Source organism: Streptomyces sp. NPDC057697, assembly GCF_042799335.1.
Classification (GTDB): Bacteria; Actinomycetota; Actinomycetes; order Streptomycetales; family Streptomycetaceae; genus Streptomyces.
Window position 1 is genome coordinate 82913 of the sequence record NZ_JBHVJA010000021.1, and the last position, 20870, is coordinate 103782.

Genomic DNA, 20870 nt, shown 5'->3' on the forward strand with positions numbered 1-20870 from the left:
CCGCCGCCACCGCTGGGCCGGCCGTCGCCCGGGGGAGCCGGACTCGCGGCGGAAACGCCGACATGAACCGGATGAACCCCAAAAGCCCCGGGCCCCCTGCGAACGCCGGGGCGATCACGATCACGCGGGGCGGTCGGGAACGCGGACGACGGCGCCGCCGGCCTTCAGCCCGCGGCGCCGTGGCCGCCGGTGTCCGGCGCACGGGACGAGAGGCCCAGGCCGGTGCGCCGTCGTTCTTCAAGGAGCTCGATGCGGCGCGCCTGCTCGTCGGTGATCACATCGCACACCCAGTCCCAGTGCAGTGCCACCCGGTCACCGGCGGACAGCCCGTCGAGCAGCGTCAGCCCGCCCGCCGAGCAGCGCACGGTCTCCTCCCGCCACGCGCCGTCGGCCAGCCCCGTACCGTCCCAGCACAGCGGGCGTGACCGCACGGTCGCGAAGTCCCGGTCGGCGGCCACCACCACTCCCGTACGGACACGGCACTGATCGAGCACGGACAGGGCGGTCGGATGGCCCGTGGACCGCAGCATCGGGGCCCACGGATACACCTCGAACACCTGGAAGCTGTGATGGGCCAGGGCACGCCGCCCGGCGTCGCGCCAGGTGCCGCCGGGCTGCCCCCGGAACCAGTCGGTCATGCGCTCCACCAGAACGCCGGGATCGGCCCGGTCCAGGAGCTCGTTGCCGATCCAGTACGCCTCGACCACCCGCGCGTCCAGCGGGTCCGCCAGCCCGGCCGTCTCCGCGAGGAACTGGAGATAGCACCAGGCCCCCTCGAACTGCCGGGCGTGCCGCTCGATGTCGGCGGTCGCTCCACGGCGCAGGAGGGCCGCCGCGTCGGCGGGACCGCAGTAGCCGAGCTCGTTGGGCGGGTAGGCGTATCGCGCGAACAGCAGCGCTCCCTCGGCGCTCACTCAGCAGATCCTCGGCAGCTGTTCGCCGATCGGCAGCCCGATCACCCGGCTCCCGCCCAGCCCCGTCTTCGCGACGACCATCCCGGAGTGCCCGGGGACGCAGCTTCCGATCCGGCAGGCGGACCGGCCCAGGGGATGGGCCCGCATGGCCTCCAGCACCCGGTCCGCGTCCTCGGCCGGGACGATCGCGATCAGTTTGCCCTCGTTGGCCACCTGGAGCGGATCGAGCCCGAGCAGACTGCAGGCGTCGCGCACCGTGGGCGGCACGGGAAGCAGCCGTTCGACCAGTTCGATGCCCACGCCGGAGGCGCGGGCGATCTCGTTCAGCGAGGCCGAGACGCCTCCGCGGGTGGGGTCCCGGAGCACATGGAGGTCGCTGCCGGTGGCGAGCATGGCGGCGACCAGCCCGTGCAGCGCGGCGGTGTCGCTCTCCACCGTCGTACCGAATTCCAGGCCCTCCCGGCAGCTCATCACGGCCACCCCGTGCACGCCGATGTCGCCGCTGACCAGCACGGCGTCGCCCGGCACCGCCCGGCGCGCGTGGATGTCGACGCCGGGAGGGACCACACCGATGCCCGAGGTGTTGAGATAGACGCCGTCACCACTGCCGTGCTCCACGACCTTCGTGTCCCCGGTGACCAGACGTACACCGGCGTCCTCGGCGGCCCGGCCCACGGCCTGCGCGATCCGGCCGAGGTCGCTCAGCGCGGTGCCCTCCGCGAGGATGAAGGCGGTCGACAGGAACAGCGGCGTCGCACCCGACATGGCCAGGTCGTTGACCGTTCCGTTCACCGCCAGGTCACCGATCGACCCGCCGGGGAAGAACATCGGCTTCACCACGAACGAGTCCGTGGAGAAGGCGAGACGGGTGCCGGAGCCGACCGTCAGGACGGCCGAGTCACCGAGGTCGGCGGCGGCCGCGGCACCGTACGCCGGCAGGAACAGGTGCTCGATCAGCTCACCGGACATGGCGCCGCCGCCCCCGTGCCCCATGACGACGGACGGGCTGTCCCGCAACGGCACCGGGCAGGCCCACCCCTCGAAGTCGAGGTCCGGCACGTCGTTCACCACGGCGGTCACGTCCTGCGTCACGTCAGTCACTTCGCATCCACCAGTTCCAGGCGGCGGTGGGTGTAGTAAGCGGCGCACGCGCCCTCGGACGACACCATGGTCGCGCCGAGCGGGTTCCTCGGTGTGCACTCCTTGCCGAACGCCTCGCACAGGTGCGGTTTGATCAGGCCCTGGAGCACCTCGCCCGAGCGGCAGAGCGACGACTCGTCGGTCCGGATGTCCGTCACCTCGAACCGCTGCTCCGCGTCGAACTCCCGGTACTTCCCGGCGAGCCGCCAGCCGCTGCGCGGAATCGCCCCGATGCCGCGCCAGGTCCGGTCGGTCACCTCGAAGACATCGGCGAGCATCTCCATGGCGGGCGCGTTGCCCTCCTCGCGCACCGCCCGCGGGTAGGCGTTCTCCACCTCGTACCGGCCCGCTTCCAACTGGACGACGGTCCGGCGGACCCCTTCCAGGATGTCCAGCGGCTCGAAGCCGGTGACCACGATCGGCACCTTGTACTTCCGGGCCAGCGGCGGGTACTCGGCCGTCCCCATCACACTGCACACATGACCGGCGGCGAGAAACGCCTGCACCCGGCACGTCGAGGACTCCATGATCGCGGAGATCGCGGGCGGCACCAGCACGTGGGACACCAGGAGGGAGAAGTTCCGCACCCCGAGCCGCCGGGCCTGATACACCGCCATGGCGTTGGCCGGGGCGGTGGTCTCGAACCCGATCCCGAAGAAGACCACTTCGCGGTCGGGGTTCTCCCGGGCCAGCTTCAGGGCGTCGAGGGGCGAGTACACCACGCGTACGTCCCCGCCGGCGCTCCTGACGGAGAACAGGTCCCGACTGCTGCCGGGCACGCGCAGCATGTCGCCGAACGAGCAGAAGATGACGCCGGGGCGGGCGGCGATCGCCAGCGCCCGGTCGATGGTCTCCAGCGGTGTGACGCAGACGGGACATCCCGGTCCGTGGATCATCTCCACGCTGTCCGGCAGCAGTTGGTCGATGCCGTGCCGGATGATCGAGTGGGTCTGGCCGCCGCACACCTCCATCAGCGCCCATCTCCGCGTGGTGGCCGACTGGATCCGGTCGATCAGCCTCTTCGCGACCTCGGGGTCACTGAACTCGTCGAGGTACTTCACCGGGCGGCTCCTTCGTGGGACGCGCCCTGCCGGGCCGCGTCGTCGAAGCCGTCCCCGAACTCCTCGGCCAGGATGCCGAGCCGTTCGAAGGCGGCGAGGGTGTCCAGGGCCGACCGTTCGTCGAGGCGCTGGATGGCGAATCCGACGTGCACGATGACGTATTCACCGACGGTCACATCGGGGATGTACTGGAGGCACACCTCCTTGTGCACCCCGCCGAAGTCGACCTCGGCCATCACGGTGCCGTCGACTTCGGCGGTGCTGAGGACGCGCCCCGGAACAGCCAGACACATGGTCCCTCTCCTCTGTGGATCCTCGTGGGGTACGGCGGTACGGTCGTGCGGCGGCGTCAGCCCGAAGCGGCGATCATGAGCTGGCCGAGGGCGATCCCGCCGTCGTTCGGCGGGAGCAGGCGCGGCCGCAGCACGGTGAATCCCCTGTCGGCCAGGCCGCGTCGCGCCGCGTCGAGCAGCACCGCGTTCTGGAAGACACCGCCGCCCAGCGCCACGGTGGAGAGGCCGGTGGACGTGCGGCAGGAATCCGCGAGGCGGACGGTCAGGGCGGCGACGGCGGCGTGGAAACGCGCGGCGACCACACCGGCCGGGACGCCGTCCCGTACGTCGGACACCACGGCACGCACGACCGGACCCGGATCCGCGACGGAGGGTTCCCCCGCCGCCCCGGGCCGGAGCCCGAAGCGGTAGCCGTCCTCCGGCGGAGCGGAGCCGGCCGCCGCGGTACGGGCGAGCCCCTCCAGCTCCATGGCCGCCTCCGCCTCGTACGCCACCACGTGCCGGACACCGGCCAGGGACGCGACCGCGTCGAAGAGCCGGCCCATCCCCGAGGTCGGCACACAGCCGAACCCGGTCGTGAACTGGCGGGCCAGCAGCTCGCGTTCGGCGGGCGGACAGGCGCGGACCGCGGGCAGGTCCTCGTCCCAGGGGATCCCGGCCGCGTGCAGATGGGCGAGGGCCATCCGGTACGGCCGCAGCACACTCGCGTCCCCGCCCGCCAGCGGTACGTATCCCAGGTGCGCGGCCCGGCTGAACGAGGCGTACCCGGCCACCAGGACCTCGCCGCCCCAGGCCGCCCCGTCGGTGCCGTGGCCGGTGCCGTCGAAGGCGACGCCGATCACGCGCTCGTCCGCGCCCAGGCCGTGCTCCGCCATCACGGACGCGATGTGCGCGTGGTGGTGCTGCACGGTGCGGACCGGCCGCCCGGCCGCGTGGGCGCGGGCCCAGGCGCCGGAGTGGTAGCCGGGGTGGCGGTCGGCCACCAGCCGGGTGGGCGCCACCCCGGTGAGCTCCTCCAGATGCTTCTCGGTCCGGGTCAGGGCATCGACCGTGGACAGGTCGTCCATGTCGCCGATGTGCTGGCTCAGCCAGGCGTAGCGGCCCTCGGCCACCGCACAGGTGTTCTTGAGGTCGGCGCCCACGGCGAGCGTCGGGGGCACGTCGAAGGGCAGCGCCAGCGGCAGCGGGGCGTAGCCGCGCGAGCGGCGCAGCGGCAGTTCGGCACCGGCGGCCCAGCGGCTGACCGAGTCGTCGCACGGCACATGGATGCGCCGGTCGTGCCGCAGCCAGGCGTCCACCAGCGGTGCCAGGAGGGTCAGCGCCGCGCCGTCGTCGGTGACGATCGGCTCGCCCGACAGATTGGCCGACGTCATCACGAGCGCGTCCGGGCCCGGCGGGTCGTCACCGATCCCGAAGAGGAGGACGTGCAACGGGGTGTACGGCAGCAGCAGTCCGAGGTGCGGGCTGCCGGGTGCCACGGCGTCGGACACCCCCGCCCCCCGCGGGGCGGTGCGACGGGGGAGGAGGACGATGGGCCGGCGCCCGCCGCTCAGGAGCTCCTCCTCGTCCGCCGCGAGGGTCACCAGCTCACGCGCGACACCGAGGTCCGCGACCATCACCGCGAACGGTTTGCCACCGCGGCGCTTGCGCCGCCGCAGCTCCGCCACGGCGGCGTCGTCGCGGGCGTCGCACACCAGGTGGTAGCCGCCGAGGCCCTTGACCGCGATGATCCCGCCCTCGGCGAGGAGCTTCCGCGCGGTCCGCAGCGCGTCCTGGTCGTGCGAGGGGACCGCGCCCTGCTTCCCGACGAGTTCGAGCCGTGGTCCGCAGTCGTGGCAGCCGATCGGCTGGGCGTGGAAGCGCCGGTCGAGCGGGTCCTCGTACTCGGCCCGGCAGGCCCCGCACATCTCGAAGCCCGCCATCGTGGTGGCGGCCCGGTCGTAGGGGAGGCCGGTGACGATCGTGAACCGGGGCCCGCAGTGCGTGCAGGTGATGAAGGGGTGGCGGTGGCGCCGGTCCGAGGGGTCGGCCAGTTCGTCCAGACAGTCCCGGCAGGTGGCGATGTCGGGCGGGACCAGCGTCCTGGCCCGGCCGGAGGCGCTGGACGGCTCGATGGTGAAGCCGGTGCCGCCGAGCAACGGCCGTTCGCTGGTACGCACGTCCTCGACGACCGCGAGCGGAGGGGCGTCGGAGCGCAGACGGCGGCCGAACTCCTCCACGGCGTCCGCCGTTCCCTCGACCTCGGCGAGCACCCCTTCGCCGGTGTTCGTCACCGAACCCGTGAGCAGCAGCTCCGAGGCGGTGACATAGACGAAGGGGCGGAAGCCCACGCCCTGCACGACGCCGCGCACCTCGAATCCGCGCCGGATCCGCCGCTCCCGCCCGCGGGCCATCATCTCCAGCCCCGACAGGGCCTCTTCGGCCTTCGCGCGGTCGATGCGTTCGACGGCGAAGCCCATGTGGAGAAGCACCCAGTCGTCGCGACCGGGTGCCTCGTCGAGCATGCCGATGTTGACACGGCGTCTGGCGCCCTCCACGTCCACCAGGGCCAGTTGGCCCGCATACCCGTCCACGATCTCCACGACGCGGCCAGGAATGCCTAGGCACATGATCAGGATCTCCGGGGTTCGTTGCTGTTCACGGACGCGGTCGGCACGGACGGCGCGAGCTGCCGGACCAGGGTGTGCACCGCTCGCATCGCCTCGGGCACCGCGCTGTCGACGGCCTCGCTGAGCCCGATGCCCTCCTCGACCCCGGCGGGTGTGCAGCCGACGAGGTAGGTGAGCGGAAGCGTACCGCCCAGTTGATCCAGATTTGCCAGCACAGCAACCGGATTCATGCCGTGTGCGTCGAATTCACCCGAACCGAGGTCCTCGGCGTCGATGCGGAGCACCGTCACCTCCCCGGGGGCGCCGCCCCCGGGACAGGCGTCGACCAGAACCAGCGCGTCGTACCCGTCGAGCAGGTCGTACGCGAGGTGCATGCCGCGGATGCCGTAGTCCACCAGCCGGACCTGTGGGGGCATCCCCCCGTCGCGGGCGAGCCGGCGCACCACCTCCGGGCCGAAGCCGTCGTCGCCCAGAAACAGATTGCCGATGCCCGCGACCAGCACACGGGCGGCCGTCTCGGGTTCCGTCGTCATCCCCGGCTCAGCCGTCCCCGGTCGGGAGGTCGGGCGAATCCGGGTCCTTGGTCTTCTGCGGGTGCACGGAGGTGTCGGACCGCTCGTCGGAGGTGCCCGACGGACGGTCCGCCGGGCCGCCCGACGGCCGGTTTGAGCCGGTGTCGCGGGATCCCTTCGGGCCCCGTACCTCCTGCGGCTCCTCCTGGACGCCGCCGTTCTTCTCCGGTGTCTCGGCCATGGAGTGCTCCTCACTGCTCACATCACTCGGATCGGGTTCACAACGAACGGATGCGCAGGTAGCGGCGGATGTCGGGGATCGACCTGATCCCGACCGCCACGGCGACGACCGCCACGGCCGCCGCCGCTCCGGCGGCGATGATGCCGAAGGTCTTCACGATCGGTTCTCCTCTCGGTGTCGCGCCGACTCCTCGGCGCTCAGGGGTGTCAGCTCGTCGGGGGCGAAGTAGAAGTAGCGGCCGTACCAGTCGTGCAGGTCCGACGCCGGGTCGTCGACGAGGACCAGGGCGATATGGGTGCCCCCGTCCACGTCCGAGAGGACCGCGGTCACCCGCGCCACCTGGCCGGCGAAGAACAGGTCCTGCGCGTCCGCCCGCCGGGAGGGATGGACCCGGACCAGGCTGTCCTTGGCCACCCGGACCCCGTCGATCACGACCGCGTCGCTCCCGGGCCGTACCGAGGCGTCGGCCGCCGGATCCCACCAGGGGGCGCCCGCGGTGTCGAAGGCGGCGGGCTCCAGGTCGCGGACATCGGCCACCGGGCCCGCCGGAGCCGGGGGCCGCGGCGGGTGCGGGTCGCGCAGCAGACCGTGCAACTGCTGGAGCCCGGCGGGCGACATGCCGTCGCACCGGTCGATGATCTCCCGGGCCCGGGGATCGGTGGCCCTGGCCTCGGCCTTCTCCTCCTCCGTCATGGTCATCACCCGGAGGGTCAGGATCTCGTCGATCTCGGTCGAGTCGAACAGGGCGCCGGGGCTCTGCTCGGCGACCTCCGGGTAGTCGTACAGGATGATCGGCGCACCGAGCAGGGTGTCCGTCGACCCCCGCGGTCCGGCCAGCACGGGCCAGCACCTGCGCTGCCGGCACCGGCCCGCGGCGGCGGCCGCCCCGGCGGGCGGTTCGAGCAGCGAGACGAAGGCGGCGTCGTGCGCCCGCAGCAGCAGATGGGCGCCGATCAGCGAGGACCGGATCGCGTCGTCCTTGGTGGACACGGGCTCCGGATGCTCGTTGCGCACCGCCACCGAGAGGCGCACGTACCCGTCGTCGACGACGGCCCGCGTGCGCACCCGGAGCGTCAGTGGCAGCCGTCGCCGCACGATCCGGCCCACCACCGCGCCCCGCGCGTCGGTCACCGGCTCGGTCTCCTCGCCGCCCGGAACCACGTGGACGGTGTCCGTGGCCTCGCCCAACGGCAGTGCCGCCAGGACGACTTCACGCTCGACGGCCTCGTCCCAGGACAGCACGGGCACCCCGTCGACGACGAGCTGCCCGACTGGTACATCCGTCCCGTTCTCGTCCGTGCCGCGCACTTCGCGGACCTGGAGCTGGAGAAAGCGCAGGTGCACGGTGACGGCGGCCGGCCCGTCGTGCGGCGCCAGCAGGCACTCCGTCTCCATCTCCGGCTCCTCGCCGAAACTCGCCGCCGTGGCCAGCGGCGGACCGAGGACCCCGAACTGCCAGCGGGACCGGTTCTTGTGCGAACTCGCCCGGTACGGATACAGGAGGTACCCCTCGTACAGGACGGCATCGGCGATCGAACGCACCTGGTCGAGACTCACCGGACCACCTCCTCGTGACCGGCCAGGAGGGCCTGGACCGTCTCGTCCCAGCTGATCAGCCCGCGCCGGGCCCGGAAGTCCGCGAAACGCGCCAGTACGTCGTGGTCCAGCCGGATCCATCCGGTGTTCGGGTAGTGCGCCGCCACCATCCGCCGCCACACTTCGACCGGCATCGGGTGCCGTGCCTCGCAGTCCCACGGCACCTGTTCGACCCCGAAGCCCTCGCCGCCGCGGGTGAAGACCGTGCCGGAGAACAGCAGGGCGAGCGGCACCGAACCCTCGCCCAGGGCGTGCAGATAGCGGGAGCCGACCACATCGAAGTCATAGGTGCAGGGCAGGGCGAGATCGACCTCGGTGGCGCCGCTGAACCCCTGCACGGTGGTGTCGCAGCTCATCCACCGGAACGGCTTCAGTGTGTCCGCCCAGCGTTCCCGGCCGCCGAACAGCGCCACCAGCCCGCTCCGTTCGGCCTCGTCGTAGTGGCGCCGCTGCGGCTCGATACGGACCTGGCAGTGCAGCGCGATGGCGTGGATCCGCCGCCCCGTCCGCTCCTCGATCCGCAGCCGCGCGGTCAGCTGCGGGGCGGCCGCGTACGGCTCGGCGACGATGTCGAGCACGGAGAACGTGAAGTCGTTCACGGAGCCCCGATCCCCGCGGCGGGCCGGCTGCGGTCCGCCACCCGCGCGAAGAAGCCGTCCATCGCGGCACGGGCCTCGGAGCCGCCGTCGAAACCGCGCCACAGCGAGCGCAGCTGCCCCACCAGTTCGTAGCAGGCATCGATCGGCACCAGATGGCACGACGCCTCGTCCCCGTCCGTCCGCCGGATCAGCAGGGCCTCCACGTCCGGACGCAGCACGGAGAGTTCCGGGCTCGCCCCGACGACGGCCGCCCAGGCGTCCAGCGGCAGTTCCGACTCGGTGGCCCCGGCGGGCCCGGGGTAGAACGCGATCATCCGGTCCTGGGCGGAGTTGCGGAACAGGAAGGCCAGCCCCACGGGAATCTGCAACTCGTCCCAGGCACGCCCGTCCAGGGTCAGCCCCTCGAAGCGCAGATAGCGTTCCGGGACCGCCCGGTAGCGCAGCTCCGCGTCCTCGTCGGTGAAGAGCAGATAGCAGGCCCGGCAGCCGCACATCAGGGCACGGCTGTCGAGGTTCACCACATGGGGATGGTCCTCGCCGATCGGTTCCGCGCACATCTCGCAGCGCTCACCGGCGGGCGGCCGCGGCCGGTCGCGCCTGAGCCGCAGCAGGGTGGAGGCCGCCGAGGCGGAGCGGCCCGCGGCGATCACCGCGCCACCGCCGCGGGGACCGACACCGAGACCGAGGCGCCGTCCGACAGCAGGGGCAGCGGGGCCAGGTGCGCACCGTCCTCGTCGAGACAGACCCCGGCCCGCCGCACGTCGTAGTGCGCGCGGCACCCGGCGCACCGCAGGACCGCGTCCCCGGTCGGACCGCCCAGCCGCCGCGCCAGAGCCGCACCCTCGAACGGCCGCTCGCAGCGCGCGCACCGGTCCTCGAAGGCGAAAAGGTCCGCGCCCACCCGGCAGGCCACCACCGGCATCCTGCCGACACCGAACCGGGCCACGGCGCCGGGCGCCAGCCCGGACAGCTCCGGCACGGCCTCCCACGACCCGCCGTCCCCGTCCACCGTCCCGGACTCCGCTTGGAGCCGGGCGAACAGCGAGTCCACCGGAACCAGCGGCCCCGTCGCCCCGGCGCCCTCGTCGGACGCGGTCTCGACCTCGATCGAGGTGACCTCCGGCGCCGCGGCCTCCACCGCACCCTGCACCGCCAGCTTGAGCGTGACCGAGGACGACGGGCACCCGTCGCAGCTGCCCAGCAGCCTCAACCGGACCGCGCCCTCGTCGCTGACGGCCAGCAGCTCGACATCGCCGCCGTGCGAACCCAGATACGGCCGTACGCTCTCCAGCGCCCGCTCGACCCGGGTCTCCACGCCGTACGGATGCAGCCCGTGCACCAGCAGGGCACCGGACACCAGCTCGTCGTCGGCCAGCGCCGCCAGCACATGGTCGTCCAGCCGCCCCCGCTCGTGCACGAGGTCGAGCAGCCGCTCCAGCGCGGCACCGTAGAAGTCGGCCACGACCCGCACCAGTTCCTCGCTGCGCTCGCGGGCGACCGCGCCGCCCGAGCCGCTGGCGGCGATCAGGGTGTCGATGCGCGCACCGGCCGTCCGCCAGTCGGGCACGGCGGGGGAGTCCTCCCGCGCCATCACTCACTGCCCGCGGACTGGGTGGGGGAGTGCAGGAGCTCCAGCTTCTTGCCCTCGCCGAGGTACATGTGCACACCACAGGGCAGACAGGGGTCGAAGCTGCGCACCGTGCGCATGATGTCGATGCCCTTGAAGTGCTCCCGGTCGTTCTCCTCGAAGATCGGCTGCCCCTGCACGGCGTCCTCGTAGGGCCCCGGAGTGCCGTACGTGTCGCGCGGGCTGGCGTTCCACGGAGTCGGCGGATACGGGTGGTAGTTGGCGATCTTGCCGTCCCGGATCACCATGTGGTGCGAGAGGACTCCGCGGACCGCCTCGGTGAACCCGCAGCCCACGCCCTCCTCGGGCACCTCGAACTTCTCCCAGGTCTTGGTGTTGCCGGCGCGGATCTCCACGAGCGCCTTCTCCGCGAAGTGCAGCGCACAGGCGGCCGCGTAGGCCTGGAAGTAGCTGCGCGCCCGGTTGCGCTCGATGGTGTTGCTCCACTTCGGGACGTGCCACTCCAGCTCCACCGGCCCCTTGAGGGCGGTCTTGGGGAGGTTGATCCTGACGCTGTGGCCGGTGGCCTGGATGTAACCGATGTCGACGAGACCGGCCAGCGCGGTGGTCCACAGCCGGGCGAGCGGCCCGCCGCCCGTGTCGAGCGCCAGATAGTCCTTGCCGTCGAACCACCGGGGCGACATGACCCAGCTGTACTTGTCGTCCAGGTCCCGCTTCTGCGGCTGCGGGTTGGTGTGCTGGTTCCAGGGGTGGCGCCGGTCGACCGGATTGCCGAGCGGGTCGTGGGAGACGAAGGTCTCCTGCTCGTCCCAGTCGTTGTAGTACGACGAACCCAACAGGATCCGGATGCCGAGGTTGATCTTCACCAGGTCGGTGGTGACCAGCTTCCCGTCGACGACGACACCGGGGGTGACGTACATCTTCCGGCCCCAGTCGGTCATGTCCTTGTAGGCGAAGTTGCAGTGCTCGGGGTCCTGGAAGGAGCCCCAGCAGCCCAGCAGGATGCGCCGGTTGCCCACCTGCTCGTACCCCGGCAGGGCCTCGTAGAAGAAGTCGAAGAGGTCGTCGTGCATCGGCACGACCTTCTTCATGAACTCGACGTACCGCTGGAGGCGGGTGATGTAGTCCGTCATCAGCTGGATGGTCGCCACGGTGCCGACCCCGCCGGGATAGAGCGTGGAGGGGTGGACGTGCCGGCCCTCCATCAGGCAGAACATCTCCCGGGTCATCCGGCTGACCTGGAGCGCCTCGCGGTAGAACTCGCCGGTGAACGGGTTCAGCGAGCGCATGATGTCGCCGATCGTCCTGTACCCGTGCGCGTCGGCGTGCGGGGAGGGGGTGCGGTTGGCCTGTTCCAGCACTCCCGGATTGGTCTCCGCGACCATCTTCTCGCAGTAGTCGACCCCGACCAGGTTCTCCTGGAAGATGTTGTGGTCGAACATGTACTCCGCGGCCTCGCCGAGATTCACGATCCATTCGCCGAGGTGCGGCGGCTTCACCCCGTACGCCATGTTCTGCGTGTAACAGGAACACGTGGCGTGGTTGTCACCGCAGATTCCGCAGATGCGACTCGTGATGAAGTGCGCGTCCCGCGGGTCCTTTCCCTTCATGAAGACCGAATAGCCGCGGAAGATGGAGCTGGTGCTGTGGCACTCGGCCACCACCTTCTGCTTGAAGTCGATCTTCGTGTAGATGCCCAGGCTGCCGACGATCCGGGTAATGGGATCCCAGGCCATTTCGACCAGGTCGCTCTTGCCCTGGCCGCCTCCGGCACCCTTGTGCTGCGTCGCGGTCATTGGCCGCCTCTTCTTTCTGTACGTTGAGGTGATGTACGCGGTCACTCACCAGGTGCGCGTGGCCCCGGTCGTGAGCTCCCTGCCGGGCGTGCGCCATTTCGGCTCGCGGTCCAGGGTGTGCGTGGTGAGGTGCCGCAGCCGCCGGATCGTCGCCCCGTACGGTCCGACCGCGTTGGTCGAGAGCTTTCCGCCGGGGGGCTCGTCCATGAACGGCATGAACTTGTCCGGGAACCCGGGCATGGTGCAGCCGATGCAGATGCCGCCGACGTTGGGGCAGCCGCCGATGCCGTTCATCCAGCCGCGCTTGGGGACGTTGCACTTGACCGCGGGGCCCCAGCAGCCCAGCTTGACGATGCACTTCGGCGAGCCGTACTCCGTCGCGAAGTCGGCCTGCTCGTAGTAACCGGCCCGGTCGCAGCCCTCGTGGACCGTCGACCCGAACAGCCAGGTCGGACGCAGCGCGTCGTCGAGCGGGATCATCGGCGCCTGGCCGGTGGCCATGTAGAGCAGATAGGTGAGGGTCTCCGAGAGGTTGTCCGGCTGGATCGGGCATCCGGGGACGCACACGATCGGGATGTCGGCCTTGGACCTCCACTCCCAGCCCAGGTAGTCGGGAACCCCCATTGCGCCGGTCGGGTTCCCCGCCATGGCGTGGATGCCGCCGTACGTGGCGCAGGTGCCGACCGCGACGACCGCCGTCGCCTTCGGAGCCAGCCGGTCGAGCCACTCGCTGGTCGTCATCGGCTGGCCGGTGGCGGGGTCGTTGCCGAACCCGCACCAGTAACCCTCGTCGTGCAGCTGTTCGTTCGGAATGGACCCCTCGACCACGAGGACGAACGGTTCCAGTTCGCCGCGGTCGGCCTTGAAGAACCATTCGAGAAAGTCGTCGGCGCCGCCGTTGGGGCCGCATTCGAAATCGATGAGCGGCCAGTGGACGGCGACCTGTGGAAGCCCCGGAAGGGCACCGAGCGCGATCTCCTCGATACTCGGCTGCGTGGCGGCGGTCAGGGAAACGGAATCGCCGTCGCAGCTCAGTCCCGCGTTGATCCACAGCACATGGATCAGTGTGTCCTCCGCCTTTACCGCTTCCTCTGTCGGCATGGCAGTGCCGCCTTTCAGAATGACGGCCCTTTGGCCGTCGGCCCCCACAGGTGGGTATGCGCACATTGCTACCATCACGCCTCGATTCGCGAGTCCCGGCAACAGCGGTATTCGCCGCTCCGCCGCGTCAGCGGGGCCCGAATGACGGCATGCGGTGGGCCGCTCGGGTGGTCCGGACGGGGGGCCGGTCCCGTCGGACGGCGCCCCGGTCCCCCCGTGGCCCTACGGTCGGAGCCACCCGCGGAAGGACGAGCACCGGTGCACGAGCTGGCCATCACACAGAGCGTCGTCGACTCGGTGTGCGAACGCGCCGAAGGGCGTCCGGTCCGCTCGGTCCGCGTCCGTGTCGGCGCGCTCACGGCGGTGGTGCCCGACTCGATGCGGTTCTGCTTCGGCCTGGTCACCGAGGGAACGGCCGCCGAGGGCGCGCGGTTGGAGATCGACCAGCCGCCCGGCACCGGCCGCTGCCGCACCTGCGCCGTCGCATTCACCTTGACCGACCTGATTCTGCTGTGTCCCTGCGGCAGCGCGGATGTGGAGATCACATCGGGCCGGGAACTGCAGATCGTCTCCATGGAAGTGGGCTGAACCATGTGCGGTACCTGCGGCTGTGCCGAGGAGTCCGGCGGGACCAGGATCATGATGCTGAGGGAGGAGGATGCACCGGACCACGGACACCCGCATCCCCACCCGCACCCTCATCCGCACGGGCGTCATCGGCCGGGCGGAGCCGGTGAGACCGTCACCATCGAGCAGAAGGTACTCGCCAAGAACGACCTGCTCGCGGAGGGCAACCGGGCATGGATGCGCGACCGCGGTGTCGTGGCCGTGAACATGATGAGTTCGCCGGGCGCGGGCAAGACGACCCTGCTGGAGCGCGCCGCCACCGATCTCGGCGGCCGCAGGCCACTGGCCGTCGTCGAGGGCGACCAGGAGACGAGGCTCGACGCCGACCGGATCAGGCGTACGGGCTGCGCCGTGGTGCAGGTGAACACCGGGGCCGGCTGCCACCTCGACGCGGAGATGATGCGGGACGCCCTCACGGCGCTGTCCCCGGCCGGGGGTTCGCTGCTCATGGTGGAGAACGTCGGGAACCTGGTCTGCCCCGCCCTGTTCGACCTGGGGGAACGCAGCAGGGTCGTGATCATCTCGGTCACCGAGGGCACGGACAAACCGTTGAAGTACCCGTACATGTTCGCCGCCGCCGACCTGATCCTGATCAACAAGTCCGATCTGCTGCCCCATGTCGACTTCGACGTGGAGCAGTGCGAGCGGCACGCGCGCTCGGTGAACCCGGACGTACGCGTGCTGACGGTCTCCGCGACCACCGGCGAGGGCCTGGGCCACTGGTACGACTGGCTGGCGGAGCAGCGGTAGCCGCTCCGCCGGCCGCACCGCGCTCACACCCCGGGCGCCGGGGTGGCGGCCGCGGGGCGCTCCTTGCGGACGAAGGCCCGGCGCAGCCCGTGGTACGGGTGGTCCGGGTCGGCGAAGATGCGGTGCATACGGGCGAGCTCGGCCTCCCGGTACGGGGCCAGGTCGACCCGGTCCCGGTCCCGCTTCTTCTCGTGGATCCGGGACTGCGTCGCGGGCAGGGCCGCCAGACGGGATGCGAGGGCGCCGACCTCCGGTGCGAACGACCGGGGGGCGCACGGGATCACCCGGTCGATCAGCCCGAGCCCGTGGGCGGCGGTGGAGCCGACCGGCAGGGCGTCGCGCATCAGCCGGTCGGCCGCCGCCGCCCCCACCCGCCGCGGCAGCGTGTACGTCCAGTACTCCGATCCGTACAGCCCCATCAGGCGGTAGTGCGGATTGAGCACCGCGCCCGCCCGGCACCACACCTCGTCGGCGGCGAGGGCCAGCATCACCCCGCCCGCGGCGGCGTTCCCGGCCAGGGCGGCGACGACGAGCCGGTCCGTGGTGGTCAGCACCGCCTCCACGAGGTCGTCCATGGCGTTGATGTTGGCCCAGGACTCCGCGCCGGGGTCGGCCGCCGCCTCGATCACGTTGAGGTGGATGCCGTTGGAGAAGAAGTCCCGGTCGCCGCCGAGGACCAGCACCGAGGTGGGCCGGGAACAGGCGTACCGGTAGGCGCGCAGCAGGCGTCGGCACTGCTCCGTGCTCATGGCACCGCCGCGGAACGAGAACGACAGGAACCCGGCCCCGGCCTCCTCCCGGTAGCCGATCTCCGACCAGGTGCCCTCGTCCCCGGTCCGGTGCAGCGGCGCCGGCCGCTCGGGCACAACGGGCAGCCGTCCGGCCAGCGCCGAGGTGGCGGGGAGCTTGAAGGTGGCCGGGCCGCCGGGCACCCGCCGGGGCCGCAGCTCGGGAATCCACACCGCGCCGTCGGTGGTCGCCCGGCAGATCGCGCCGTCCCGGGTGGCCACCACCTCCCCAGGACGGCCGCGCAGCCGGGACTCGGGGTGCCCGCCGTGCAGGAACCACTCGCCGCCCAGCAACGTGTCGAGCACACCGGGCTGGGAGTCCGCCGCCCTGAGCTTGCGGACCACCGTCCCGGTGGAGTCCGACCGCCAGTCGATGCGGCGCAGCGACTGCCGGAACAGGGGGCGGCAGCCCTCGCCGGGGCCGATGGCCTGCGGCACCGGGGTGTACGTCCCCGACGCGAAACGTCCGACCGCCAGGAGCACCGCCTCCAGGGCGGCGTCCGAGATCTCGTTGCGGTACAGATCGCTCTTGCCGACCGGGGGCAGCGGACAGGACACGGACGCCCAGACGTCGCCCGCGTCCATCTCCGCGTTCGCCTGGAGCACGGTGACGCCCCAGCGCTCCGCCCCCTCGTGCACGGCCCAGTCCAGCGACGACGGCCCGCGGTCGCCGACCGGCCCCGGATGGACGACGAGACAGGTGTGGACCGACCAGACGTCCCTCGGGATCGCGGACTTCAGGAAGGGCGCCACGACGAGGTCCGGACGCTCCCGGCGGACGGCTTCCCGGACCGGGTCCTCCCCGTGCGCGAGCTGCACGGCGACGGAGTGCCCGTGGTCCCTCAGCTCCGCGTGGACGCGTTGGGTGAGGCTGTTGAAGGCGCTTGCGACAAGCAGGATGTGCACGGCGATCTCCCGGTGGCTCGGCTGGTCCCGACCGAGCGTGGGCGTGGACACCGGCTCAGCGGGGCCCACCCGGCGGGAACATGCCGGGAATTCACCCGAAGCGGCTCCTGCGCGGGTGCCTCCCGTCGGTTCGTGCGCGAGCCGACGGGACCAAGGTGCGGCGCCCCGGCGTGCGGCGTTCGCGGCCCGGCCGCCCGCCGTGGACCCGAGCGGAACCGGTACGCCGTCCGGTTCCCGCGCCGCTACGGGAGCGGCGTCGGGTCGACCCGACGCCAGGTGGCCACGGGCCCGGGGGCGCGGCCCTCCTCGGGGGTGACCCAGAACGCCCGCCGCAGCTCGGAGCTGTACTGGGCGCCCGTCCGTCCGTCGCCGGAGGAGCGCCCGGTCAGACGGCGCCCGATCCATGGCATCAGGTGTTCACGGGCGAAACGGAGGTCGTCGACGCGCCGTCTGGCCCACCGGGGCGGCACGGCGGCCGACAGGGGCGTCCGCCAGTCCTCCTCCGGCGGCAGCCCCAGCGTCTGCCAGACCGCCTCGGCCACCCTGCGGTGGCCGTCGGCCGTCAGATGCAGCCGGTCGACGTCCCAGAGCCGGGGATCACCCAGCGCCGGGGCTCCGTACAGATCGACGACCACCGCGCCGTGCCGCGCCGCCAGATCGTCGATCAGGGAGAACAGCTGCTCCATCCGGGGCCGGAAGCGCTCCATCACCGGGCCGTCGCGCCCCGGGCTCCGCATGAGCACGAGCGTCCCGCACGACGGCGCGAGGCGTTCCACCGCCTCCTCCAGCCGACCGCGGACCATGCCCATGTCGCACGTGGGCCGCAGGGTGTCGTTGAGGCCGCCGACGAGGGTGACGACATCGGCCCGCATGGCGGCGGCCGCGTCGACCTGCTCGTCGACGATCTGGCCGATCAGCTTGCCCCGTACCGCGAGGTTCGCGTAGCGGAATCCCGGGGCACGGGCGGCGAGCCGCCCGGCGAGGACATCGGCCCAGCCGCGGTACGAACCGTCGGGCAGCAGGTCCGACATGCCCTCGGTGAACGAGTCGCCGACCGCGACAAGACTGGTGTACGAGGCATTTGTTTCCATGGCGAGGCGATCGTATCGCGGCGGCTCCGGCCGCCTTCGGCGTCCGCGGGCACGGGCGGGGGAGGGAACGGGGAGGGGCGCGGCCGGAATCCGTACCGCGCCCCCGCGCCCGTCAGCGTGCCTTGGAGCGTCCCACCAGCTCGCGCAGCACGTCCTCCATCGTGACCATCCCGGCCAGCCGGCCGTCCTCGTCGAGCACCACCGCCAGGTGCGTACGGCTGCGCCGCAGCGCGGTCAGCACGTCGTCGAGCGGTGTACCGGCCCTGACCCTGGCGATGGGGCGCATCGCGGTCACCGGGAAGGGCACGTCGCGCGGCGTGGCGTCGAGGGCGTCCTTCACATGGAGATATCCCAGGATCCGCTCCTCCCCGTCCATCACGGGGAAACGCGAGAAGCCGGTCTCGTGGGAGAGCCGTTCCAGCTGCTCGGGAGTGGTCCCGATCCTGGCGTACGTGACCCGGTCCACGGGCATCACCACGTCCCGCACCGGGCGACGGCCCAGCTCCAGGGCGTGCCGCAGCCGCTCGGCCGAGCGGTCGTCGACCAGACCGGCGTCGCCCGCGTCGGTCACCAGCCGGGCCAGTTCGTCGTCGGAGAACGTGGCGGACACCTCGTCCTTCGTCTCGACCCGCAGGATCCTGAGTATCCCGTTGGCGAAGGCGTTGATCGCGAAGATCACCGGGCGCAGCGCCCTGGCCAGCGCCACCAGCGGCGGTCCGAGCAGCAGCGCGGCCCGGACGGGCTCGGCCAGGGCGATGTTCTTCGGCACCATCTCGCCGAGGAGCATGTGCAGATACGTCGCCACGGACAGCGCGATCACGAACGAGATCGGATGGATCAGTCCGTGCGGCACGCCCACCGTGTCGAAGACCGGCTCCAGCAGGTGCGCGATGGCCGGCTCGGCGACGATACCGAGCACCAGCGTGCACAGGGTGATGCCGAGCTGTGCCGCCGCGAGCAGCGCCGATACGTGCTCCAGGCCCCAGATGACGCTGCGCGCCCGCCTGTCGCCCGCCTCGGCGTCGGACTCGATCTGGCTGCGGCGTACGGAGATCAGCGCGAACTCCGCGCCGACGAAGAAGGCGTTGACGACCAGGGTCATCAGTCCGATGAAGAGCTGGACGGCGATCATCGTGCGTCCTCCGTCCGCTCGTCGTCGCTGGGCAGCGGCGCGTGCAGCAGGGCCCGCGCGGCGCGGCGCCCGGAGGCGTCCGCCACGTCGATGCGCCAGCCCGCCAGCTCGACCGTGTCGCCCACGGCGGGGATGCGGCCGACCTCGTTGGCGATGAGCCCGGCGAGCGTCTCGTACGGTCCGTCCGGCACCCGCAGTCCGATCGTCCTGAGCCGGTCGACGCGCGCGGCGCCGTCGGCCGACCACAGCGTCCGTCCGTCGGTGTCCTCACCGGCCGGTGCGAGGTCCGCGGTCTCGTGCGGGTCGTGCTCGTCGCGTACCTCGCCGACCACTTCCTCCACGATGTCCTCCAGCGTCACGACCCCCGCCGTGCCGCCGTACTCGTCGATGACGACGGCCATGGCGAGCTGTCCGGACAGCCGGTCGAGGAGCCGGTCCACCGTGAGGGTCTCCGGCACCAGCAGCGGCTGGCGCAGCATCTCCGAGACACGGGTCCGGGGTCGCTGCTCGGCCGGGACGGCCAGCACGTCCTTGATGTGCACCACACCGACGACGGTGTCCAGGCTGCCGCGGTAGACGGGGAAACGGGACAGGCCCGTCGCCCGGGTGGCGTTCGCGACGTCCTCGGCCGTCGCCTGCGCCTCCAGCGCGGTGACCTGGACCCGAGGGGTCATCACGTTCTCCGCCGTCAGTTCCGCCAGGTTCAGCGTGCGGACGAACAGCTCGGCCGTGTCGGCTTCCAGCGCGCCCTCCTTGGCGCTGTGCCGGGCCAGTGCCGCCAGCTCCTGCGGGCTGCGCGCGGAGGCCAGCTCCTCGGCCGGTTCCAGGCCGAAGCGGCGCACGATCCGGTTGGCGGTGTTGTTGAGGTGGCTGATGAAGGGCCGGAAGACGGCGGTGAAGGCCCGCTGCGGAGTGGCGACCGCCTTGGCGACGGCGAGCGGGGAGGAGATGGCCCAGTTCTTCGGGACCAGCTCGCCGACGATCATCAGGAACACGGTGGACAGGGCGGTGCCCAGGACGAGGGCGACCGAGGACGCCGCGCCCGGGGGCAGACCCACCGCCTCCACCGGGCCGCGGATCAGTTTCGCGATGGACGGCTCGGACAGCATGCCGACCACGAGGTTGGTGACGGTGATGCCGAGCTGGGCGCCCGAGAGCTGGAAGGTGAGGCTGCGCACGGCCTTCATGGCGCCGGCCGCGCCCCGCTCGCCCCGCTCGACGGCCCGTTCGAGCTGGCCGCGCTCGACGGTCGTCAGAGAGAACTCGGCCGCGACGAAGGCGCCGCAGGCCAGGGAGAGCAGCACTGCCACGAGCAGCAGGAGCACTTCGGTCATCGGTTCACCTCCGTCCCATGATCGGGCAGGGTCGGGAGGATCGCTCGGTACCGGCGATGTCGGCTACTGGGAGGCTCGCCCATGGGCGGACGCTCACACCTTTCGGAAGGATCGGACAGTGGAACACCCATAGTAAAGGATCGGCAAAGTCGGCCGGGTCCTCGGTGATCGTCTCAGTCCGCGAGCGGCTTCACCCAGCGGCGCCAGTGGTCCTCGCGGTGATAGCCGCCGGAGGCCCACGTGTGGTGGGCCCGTTCGTTGGCCTCCAGGACCATCGCGTCGACCCGTCGCCCGCCGAGTGCCAGGAAGCGTCGTTCCGCGGCTTCCGTCAGGGCGGTGGCGATGCCCTCCCGGCGGCAGCCGGGGTGCACGGCCAGCCGGTAGACGGAACACCGCCAGCCGTCGAAACCGGCTATGACGGTGCCCACGAGACGGTTGCCGCGCTCGGCCAGCAGCAGGGCTCCGGGGTCCCTGGAGAGGAGCCGGGCCACCCCGTCGTGGTCGTCGCTGATGCTCGTCCCCTCGGCGGCTTCGCGCCAGAACCGCAGTACGGCGTCGATGTCGGGGAGGTCGGCACGGCGGATGCGGAGATCACTCATGGGATGAGCCAAGCAGAGTGCCGTTCCGTTCGGCGAGCGGTTTCGGCACTCGGGCACTACCGGTGGCTCAGTAGGCGGAGTTGACGTTGTCGATGGATCCGTAGCGGTCGGCGGCGTAGTTGGCGGCGGCGGTGATGTTGGCGACGGGGTCGGTGAGGTCGTGGGCGGTGCCGGCGACGTGGTAGGCGTTGAA

General features: G+C 71.7%; 21 protein-coding genes and 1 pseudogene. 2 read left to right on the forward strand and 20 right to left on the reverse strand.

The annotated features are described in order from the left end of the window. Positions 1–164: 164 nt before the first annotated feature. The 14 genes from ACFVFH_RS34130 to ACFVFH_RS34195 are packed head-to-tail and all read right to left on the reverse strand — an operon-like array spanning position 165 to position 13450. Positions 165–914, reverse strand: a complete 750-nt coding sequence (locus tag ACFVFH_RS34130) for a DUF6390 family protein (RefSeq protein WP_383776328.1) — start codon at positions 912–914, stop codon at positions 165–167. After that, on the reverse strand, positions 915–2015 hold the full coding sequence (gene hypE / locus ACFVFH_RS34135; protein WP_383776331.1) for a hydrogenase expression/formation protein HypE: 1101 nt from the start codon (positions 2013–2015) through the stop codon (positions 915–917). It abuts the gene before it with no gap. Then, positions 2012–3115: a hydrogenase formation protein HypD gene (hypD, locus tag ACFVFH_RS34140; protein WP_383776334.1), complete on the reverse strand. Its 1104-nt coding sequence runs from the start codon at positions 3113–3115 to the stop codon at positions 2012–2014. Before hypD ends, hypE begins: the two co-directional genes overlap by 4 nt. Then, the gene (locus ACFVFH_RS34145) at positions 3112–3408 is read right to left on the reverse strand and encodes a HypC/HybG/HupF family hydrogenase formation chaperone (protein WP_383776337.1); all 297 of its coding nucleotides are present in this window, start codon (positions 3406–3408) and stop codon (positions 3112–3114) included. Before ACFVFH_RS34145 ends, hypD begins: the two co-directional genes overlap by 4 nt. Before the next feature lie 56 nt (positions 3409–3464). After that, positions 3465–5981 (reverse strand): carbamoyltransferase HypF, encoded by a 2517-nt coding sequence (gene hypF, locus ACFVFH_RS34150; protein ID WP_383776340.1) that lies wholly within the window; start codon positions 5979–5981, stop codon positions 3465–3467. A gap of 38 nt (positions 5982–6019) precedes the next feature. Beyond that, on the reverse strand, positions 6020–6550 hold the full coding sequence (locus ACFVFH_RS34155; RefSeq protein WP_383776342.1) for a hydrogenase maturation protease: 531 nt from the start codon (positions 6548–6550) through the stop codon (positions 6020–6022). Positions 6551–6557: 7 nt separating this feature from the next. Then, positions 6558–6770: a hypothetical protein gene (locus tag ACFVFH_RS34160; protein WP_383776345.1), complete on the reverse strand. Its 213-nt coding sequence runs from the start codon at positions 6768–6770 to the stop codon at positions 6558–6560. A gap of 37 nt (positions 6771–6807) precedes the next feature. Continuing rightward, complete coding sequence (locus ACFVFH_RS34165; protein ID WP_383776348.1) at positions 6808–6927, reverse strand: DUF6893 family small protein; 120 nt, start codon at positions 6925–6927, stop codon at positions 6808–6810. Then, entirely contained in the window at positions 6924–8327 is a 1404-nt protein-coding gene (locus ACFVFH_RS34170; RefSeq protein ID WP_383776351.1) for a hypothetical protein, read from the reverse strand. Before ACFVFH_RS34170 ends, ACFVFH_RS34165 begins: the two co-directional genes overlap by 4 nt. Then, positions 8324–8965 (reverse strand): DUF6084 family protein, encoded by a 642-nt coding sequence (locus ACFVFH_RS34175; protein WP_383776353.1) that lies wholly within the window; start codon positions 8963–8965, stop codon positions 8324–8326. Before ACFVFH_RS34175 ends, ACFVFH_RS34170 begins: the two co-directional genes overlap by 4 nt. Continuing rightward, positions 8962–9615, reverse strand: coding sequence for a DUF5947 family protein (locus ACFVFH_RS34180; protein WP_383776356.1), 654 nt, complete (start codon positions 9613–9615; stop codon positions 8962–8964). The genes ACFVFH_RS34175 and ACFVFH_RS34180 overlap by 4 nt, the downstream gene beginning before the upstream one ends. Next, positions 9612–10532 (reverse strand): NifU family protein, encoded by a 921-nt coding sequence (locus tag ACFVFH_RS34185; RefSeq protein WP_383776358.1) that lies wholly within the window; start codon positions 10530–10532, stop codon positions 9612–9614. Before ACFVFH_RS34185 ends, ACFVFH_RS34180 begins: the two co-directional genes overlap by 4 nt. Positions 10533–10555: 23 nt before the next feature. Next, entirely contained in the window at positions 10556–12349 is a 1794-nt protein-coding gene (locus ACFVFH_RS34190) for a nickel-dependent hydrogenase large subunit (protein ID WP_383776361.1), read from the reverse strand. Between the two features lie 45 nt (positions 12350–12394). Continuing rightward, the gene (locus ACFVFH_RS34195; RefSeq protein WP_383776363.1) at positions 12395–13450 is read right to left on the reverse strand and encodes a hydrogenase expression protein HypE; all 1056 of its coding nucleotides are present in this window, start codon (positions 13448–13450) and stop codon (positions 12395–12397) included. A gap of 258 nt (positions 13451–13708) precedes the next feature. Between ACFVFH_RS34195 and ACFVFH_RS34200 the strand changes: the two genes are divergently transcribed. Further along, positions 13709–14038 (forward strand): hydrogenase maturation nickel metallochaperone HypA, encoded by a 330-nt coding sequence (locus ACFVFH_RS34200; protein ID WP_383776365.1) that lies wholly within the window; start codon positions 13709–13711, stop codon positions 14036–14038. A 51-nt stretch (positions 14039–14089) separates the two neighbouring features. After that, complete coding sequence (gene hypB, locus ACFVFH_RS34205; protein WP_383776367.1) at positions 14090–14827, forward strand: hydrogenase nickel incorporation protein HypB; 738 nt, start codon at positions 14090–14092, stop codon at positions 14825–14827. Positions 14828–14850: 23 nt separating this feature from the next. Here hypB and ACFVFH_RS34210 read toward each other — a convergent pair whose 3' ends face one another. The 6 genes and pseudogenes from ACFVFH_RS34210 to ACFVFH_RS34235 form a co-directional block, all read right to left on the reverse strand. Next, the gene (locus tag ACFVFH_RS34210; protein ID WP_383776387.1) at positions 14851–16521 is read right to left on the reverse strand and encodes a hydrogenase maturation protein; all 1671 of its coding nucleotides are present in this window, start codon (positions 16519–16521) and stop codon (positions 14851–14853) included. Between the two features lie 242 nt (positions 16522–16763). Beyond that, positions 16764–17612, reverse strand: coding sequence for an SGNH/GDSL hydrolase family protein (locus ACFVFH_RS34215; RefSeq protein ID WP_383776370.1), 849 nt, complete (start codon positions 17610–17612; stop codon positions 16764–16766). Positions 17613–17724: 112 nt separating this feature from the next. Next, positions 17725–18744, reverse strand: a complete 1020-nt coding sequence (locus ACFVFH_RS34220; protein WP_383776373.1) for a hemolysin family protein — start codon at positions 18742–18744, stop codon at positions 17725–17727. Then, the gene (locus tag ACFVFH_RS34225; RefSeq protein WP_383776375.1) at positions 18741–20078 is read right to left on the reverse strand and encodes a hemolysin family protein; all 1338 of its coding nucleotides are present in this window, start codon (positions 20076–20078) and stop codon (positions 18741–18743) included. The genes ACFVFH_RS34220 and ACFVFH_RS34225 overlap by 4 nt, the downstream gene beginning before the upstream one ends. Positions 20079–20251: 173 nt before the next feature. Continuing rightward, the gene (locus ACFVFH_RS34230) at positions 20252–20677 is read right to left on the reverse strand and encodes a GNAT family N-acetyltransferase (RefSeq protein ID WP_383776377.1); all 426 of its coding nucleotides are present in this window, start codon (positions 20675–20677) and stop codon (positions 20252–20254) included. A gap of 67 nt (positions 20678–20744) precedes the next feature. Next, a pseudogene (locus tag ACFVFH_RS34235) lies at positions 20745–20870 on the reverse strand (lytic transglycosylase); the annotation flags it as partial.

Excerpts from the sequence above, each read along its gene's own strand:
- ACFVFH_RS34230 (WP_383776377.1), bottom strand. The coding sequence starts at position 20,677 with ATGAGTGATCTCCGCATCCGCCGTGCCGACCTCCCCGACATCGACGCC.
- ACFVFH_RS34155 (WP_383776342.1), bottom strand. The coding sequence starts at position 6,550 with ATGACGACGGAACCCGAGACGGCCGCCCGTGTGCTGGTCGCGGGCATC.
- ACFVFH_RS34190 (WP_383776361.1), bottom strand. The coding sequence starts at position 12,349 with ATGACCGCGACGCAGCACAAGGGTGCCGGAGGCGGCCAGGGCAAGAGC.
- ACFVFH_RS34220 (WP_383776373.1), bottom strand. The coding sequence starts at position 18,744 with ATGATCGCCGTCCAGCTCTTCATCGGACTGATGACCCTGGTCGTCAAC.
- hypB (WP_383776367.1), top strand. The coding sequence starts at position 14,090 with ATGATGCTGAGGGAGGAGGATGCACCGGACCACGGACACCCGCATCCC.
- ACFVFH_RS34195 (WP_383776363.1), bottom strand. The coding sequence starts at position 13,450 with ATGCCGACAGAGGAAGCGGTAAAGGCGGAGGACACACTGATCCATGTG.
- ACFVFH_RS34225 (WP_383776375.1), bottom strand. The coding sequence starts at position 20,078 with ATGACCGAAGTGCTCCTGCTGCTCGTGGCAGTGCTGCTCTCCCTGGCC.
- ACFVFH_RS34215 (WP_383776370.1), bottom strand. The coding sequence starts at position 17,612 with ATGGAAACAAATGCCTCGTACACCAGTCTTGTCGCGGTCGGCGACTCG.
- ACFVFH_RS34160 (WP_383776345.1), bottom strand. The coding sequence starts at position 6,770 with ATGGCCGAGACACCGGAGAAGAACGGCGGCGTCCAGGAGGAGCCGCAG.
- ACFVFH_RS34145 (WP_383776337.1), bottom strand. The coding sequence starts at position 3,408 with ATGTGTCTGGCTGTTCCGGGGCGCGTCCTCAGCACCGCCGAAGTCGAC.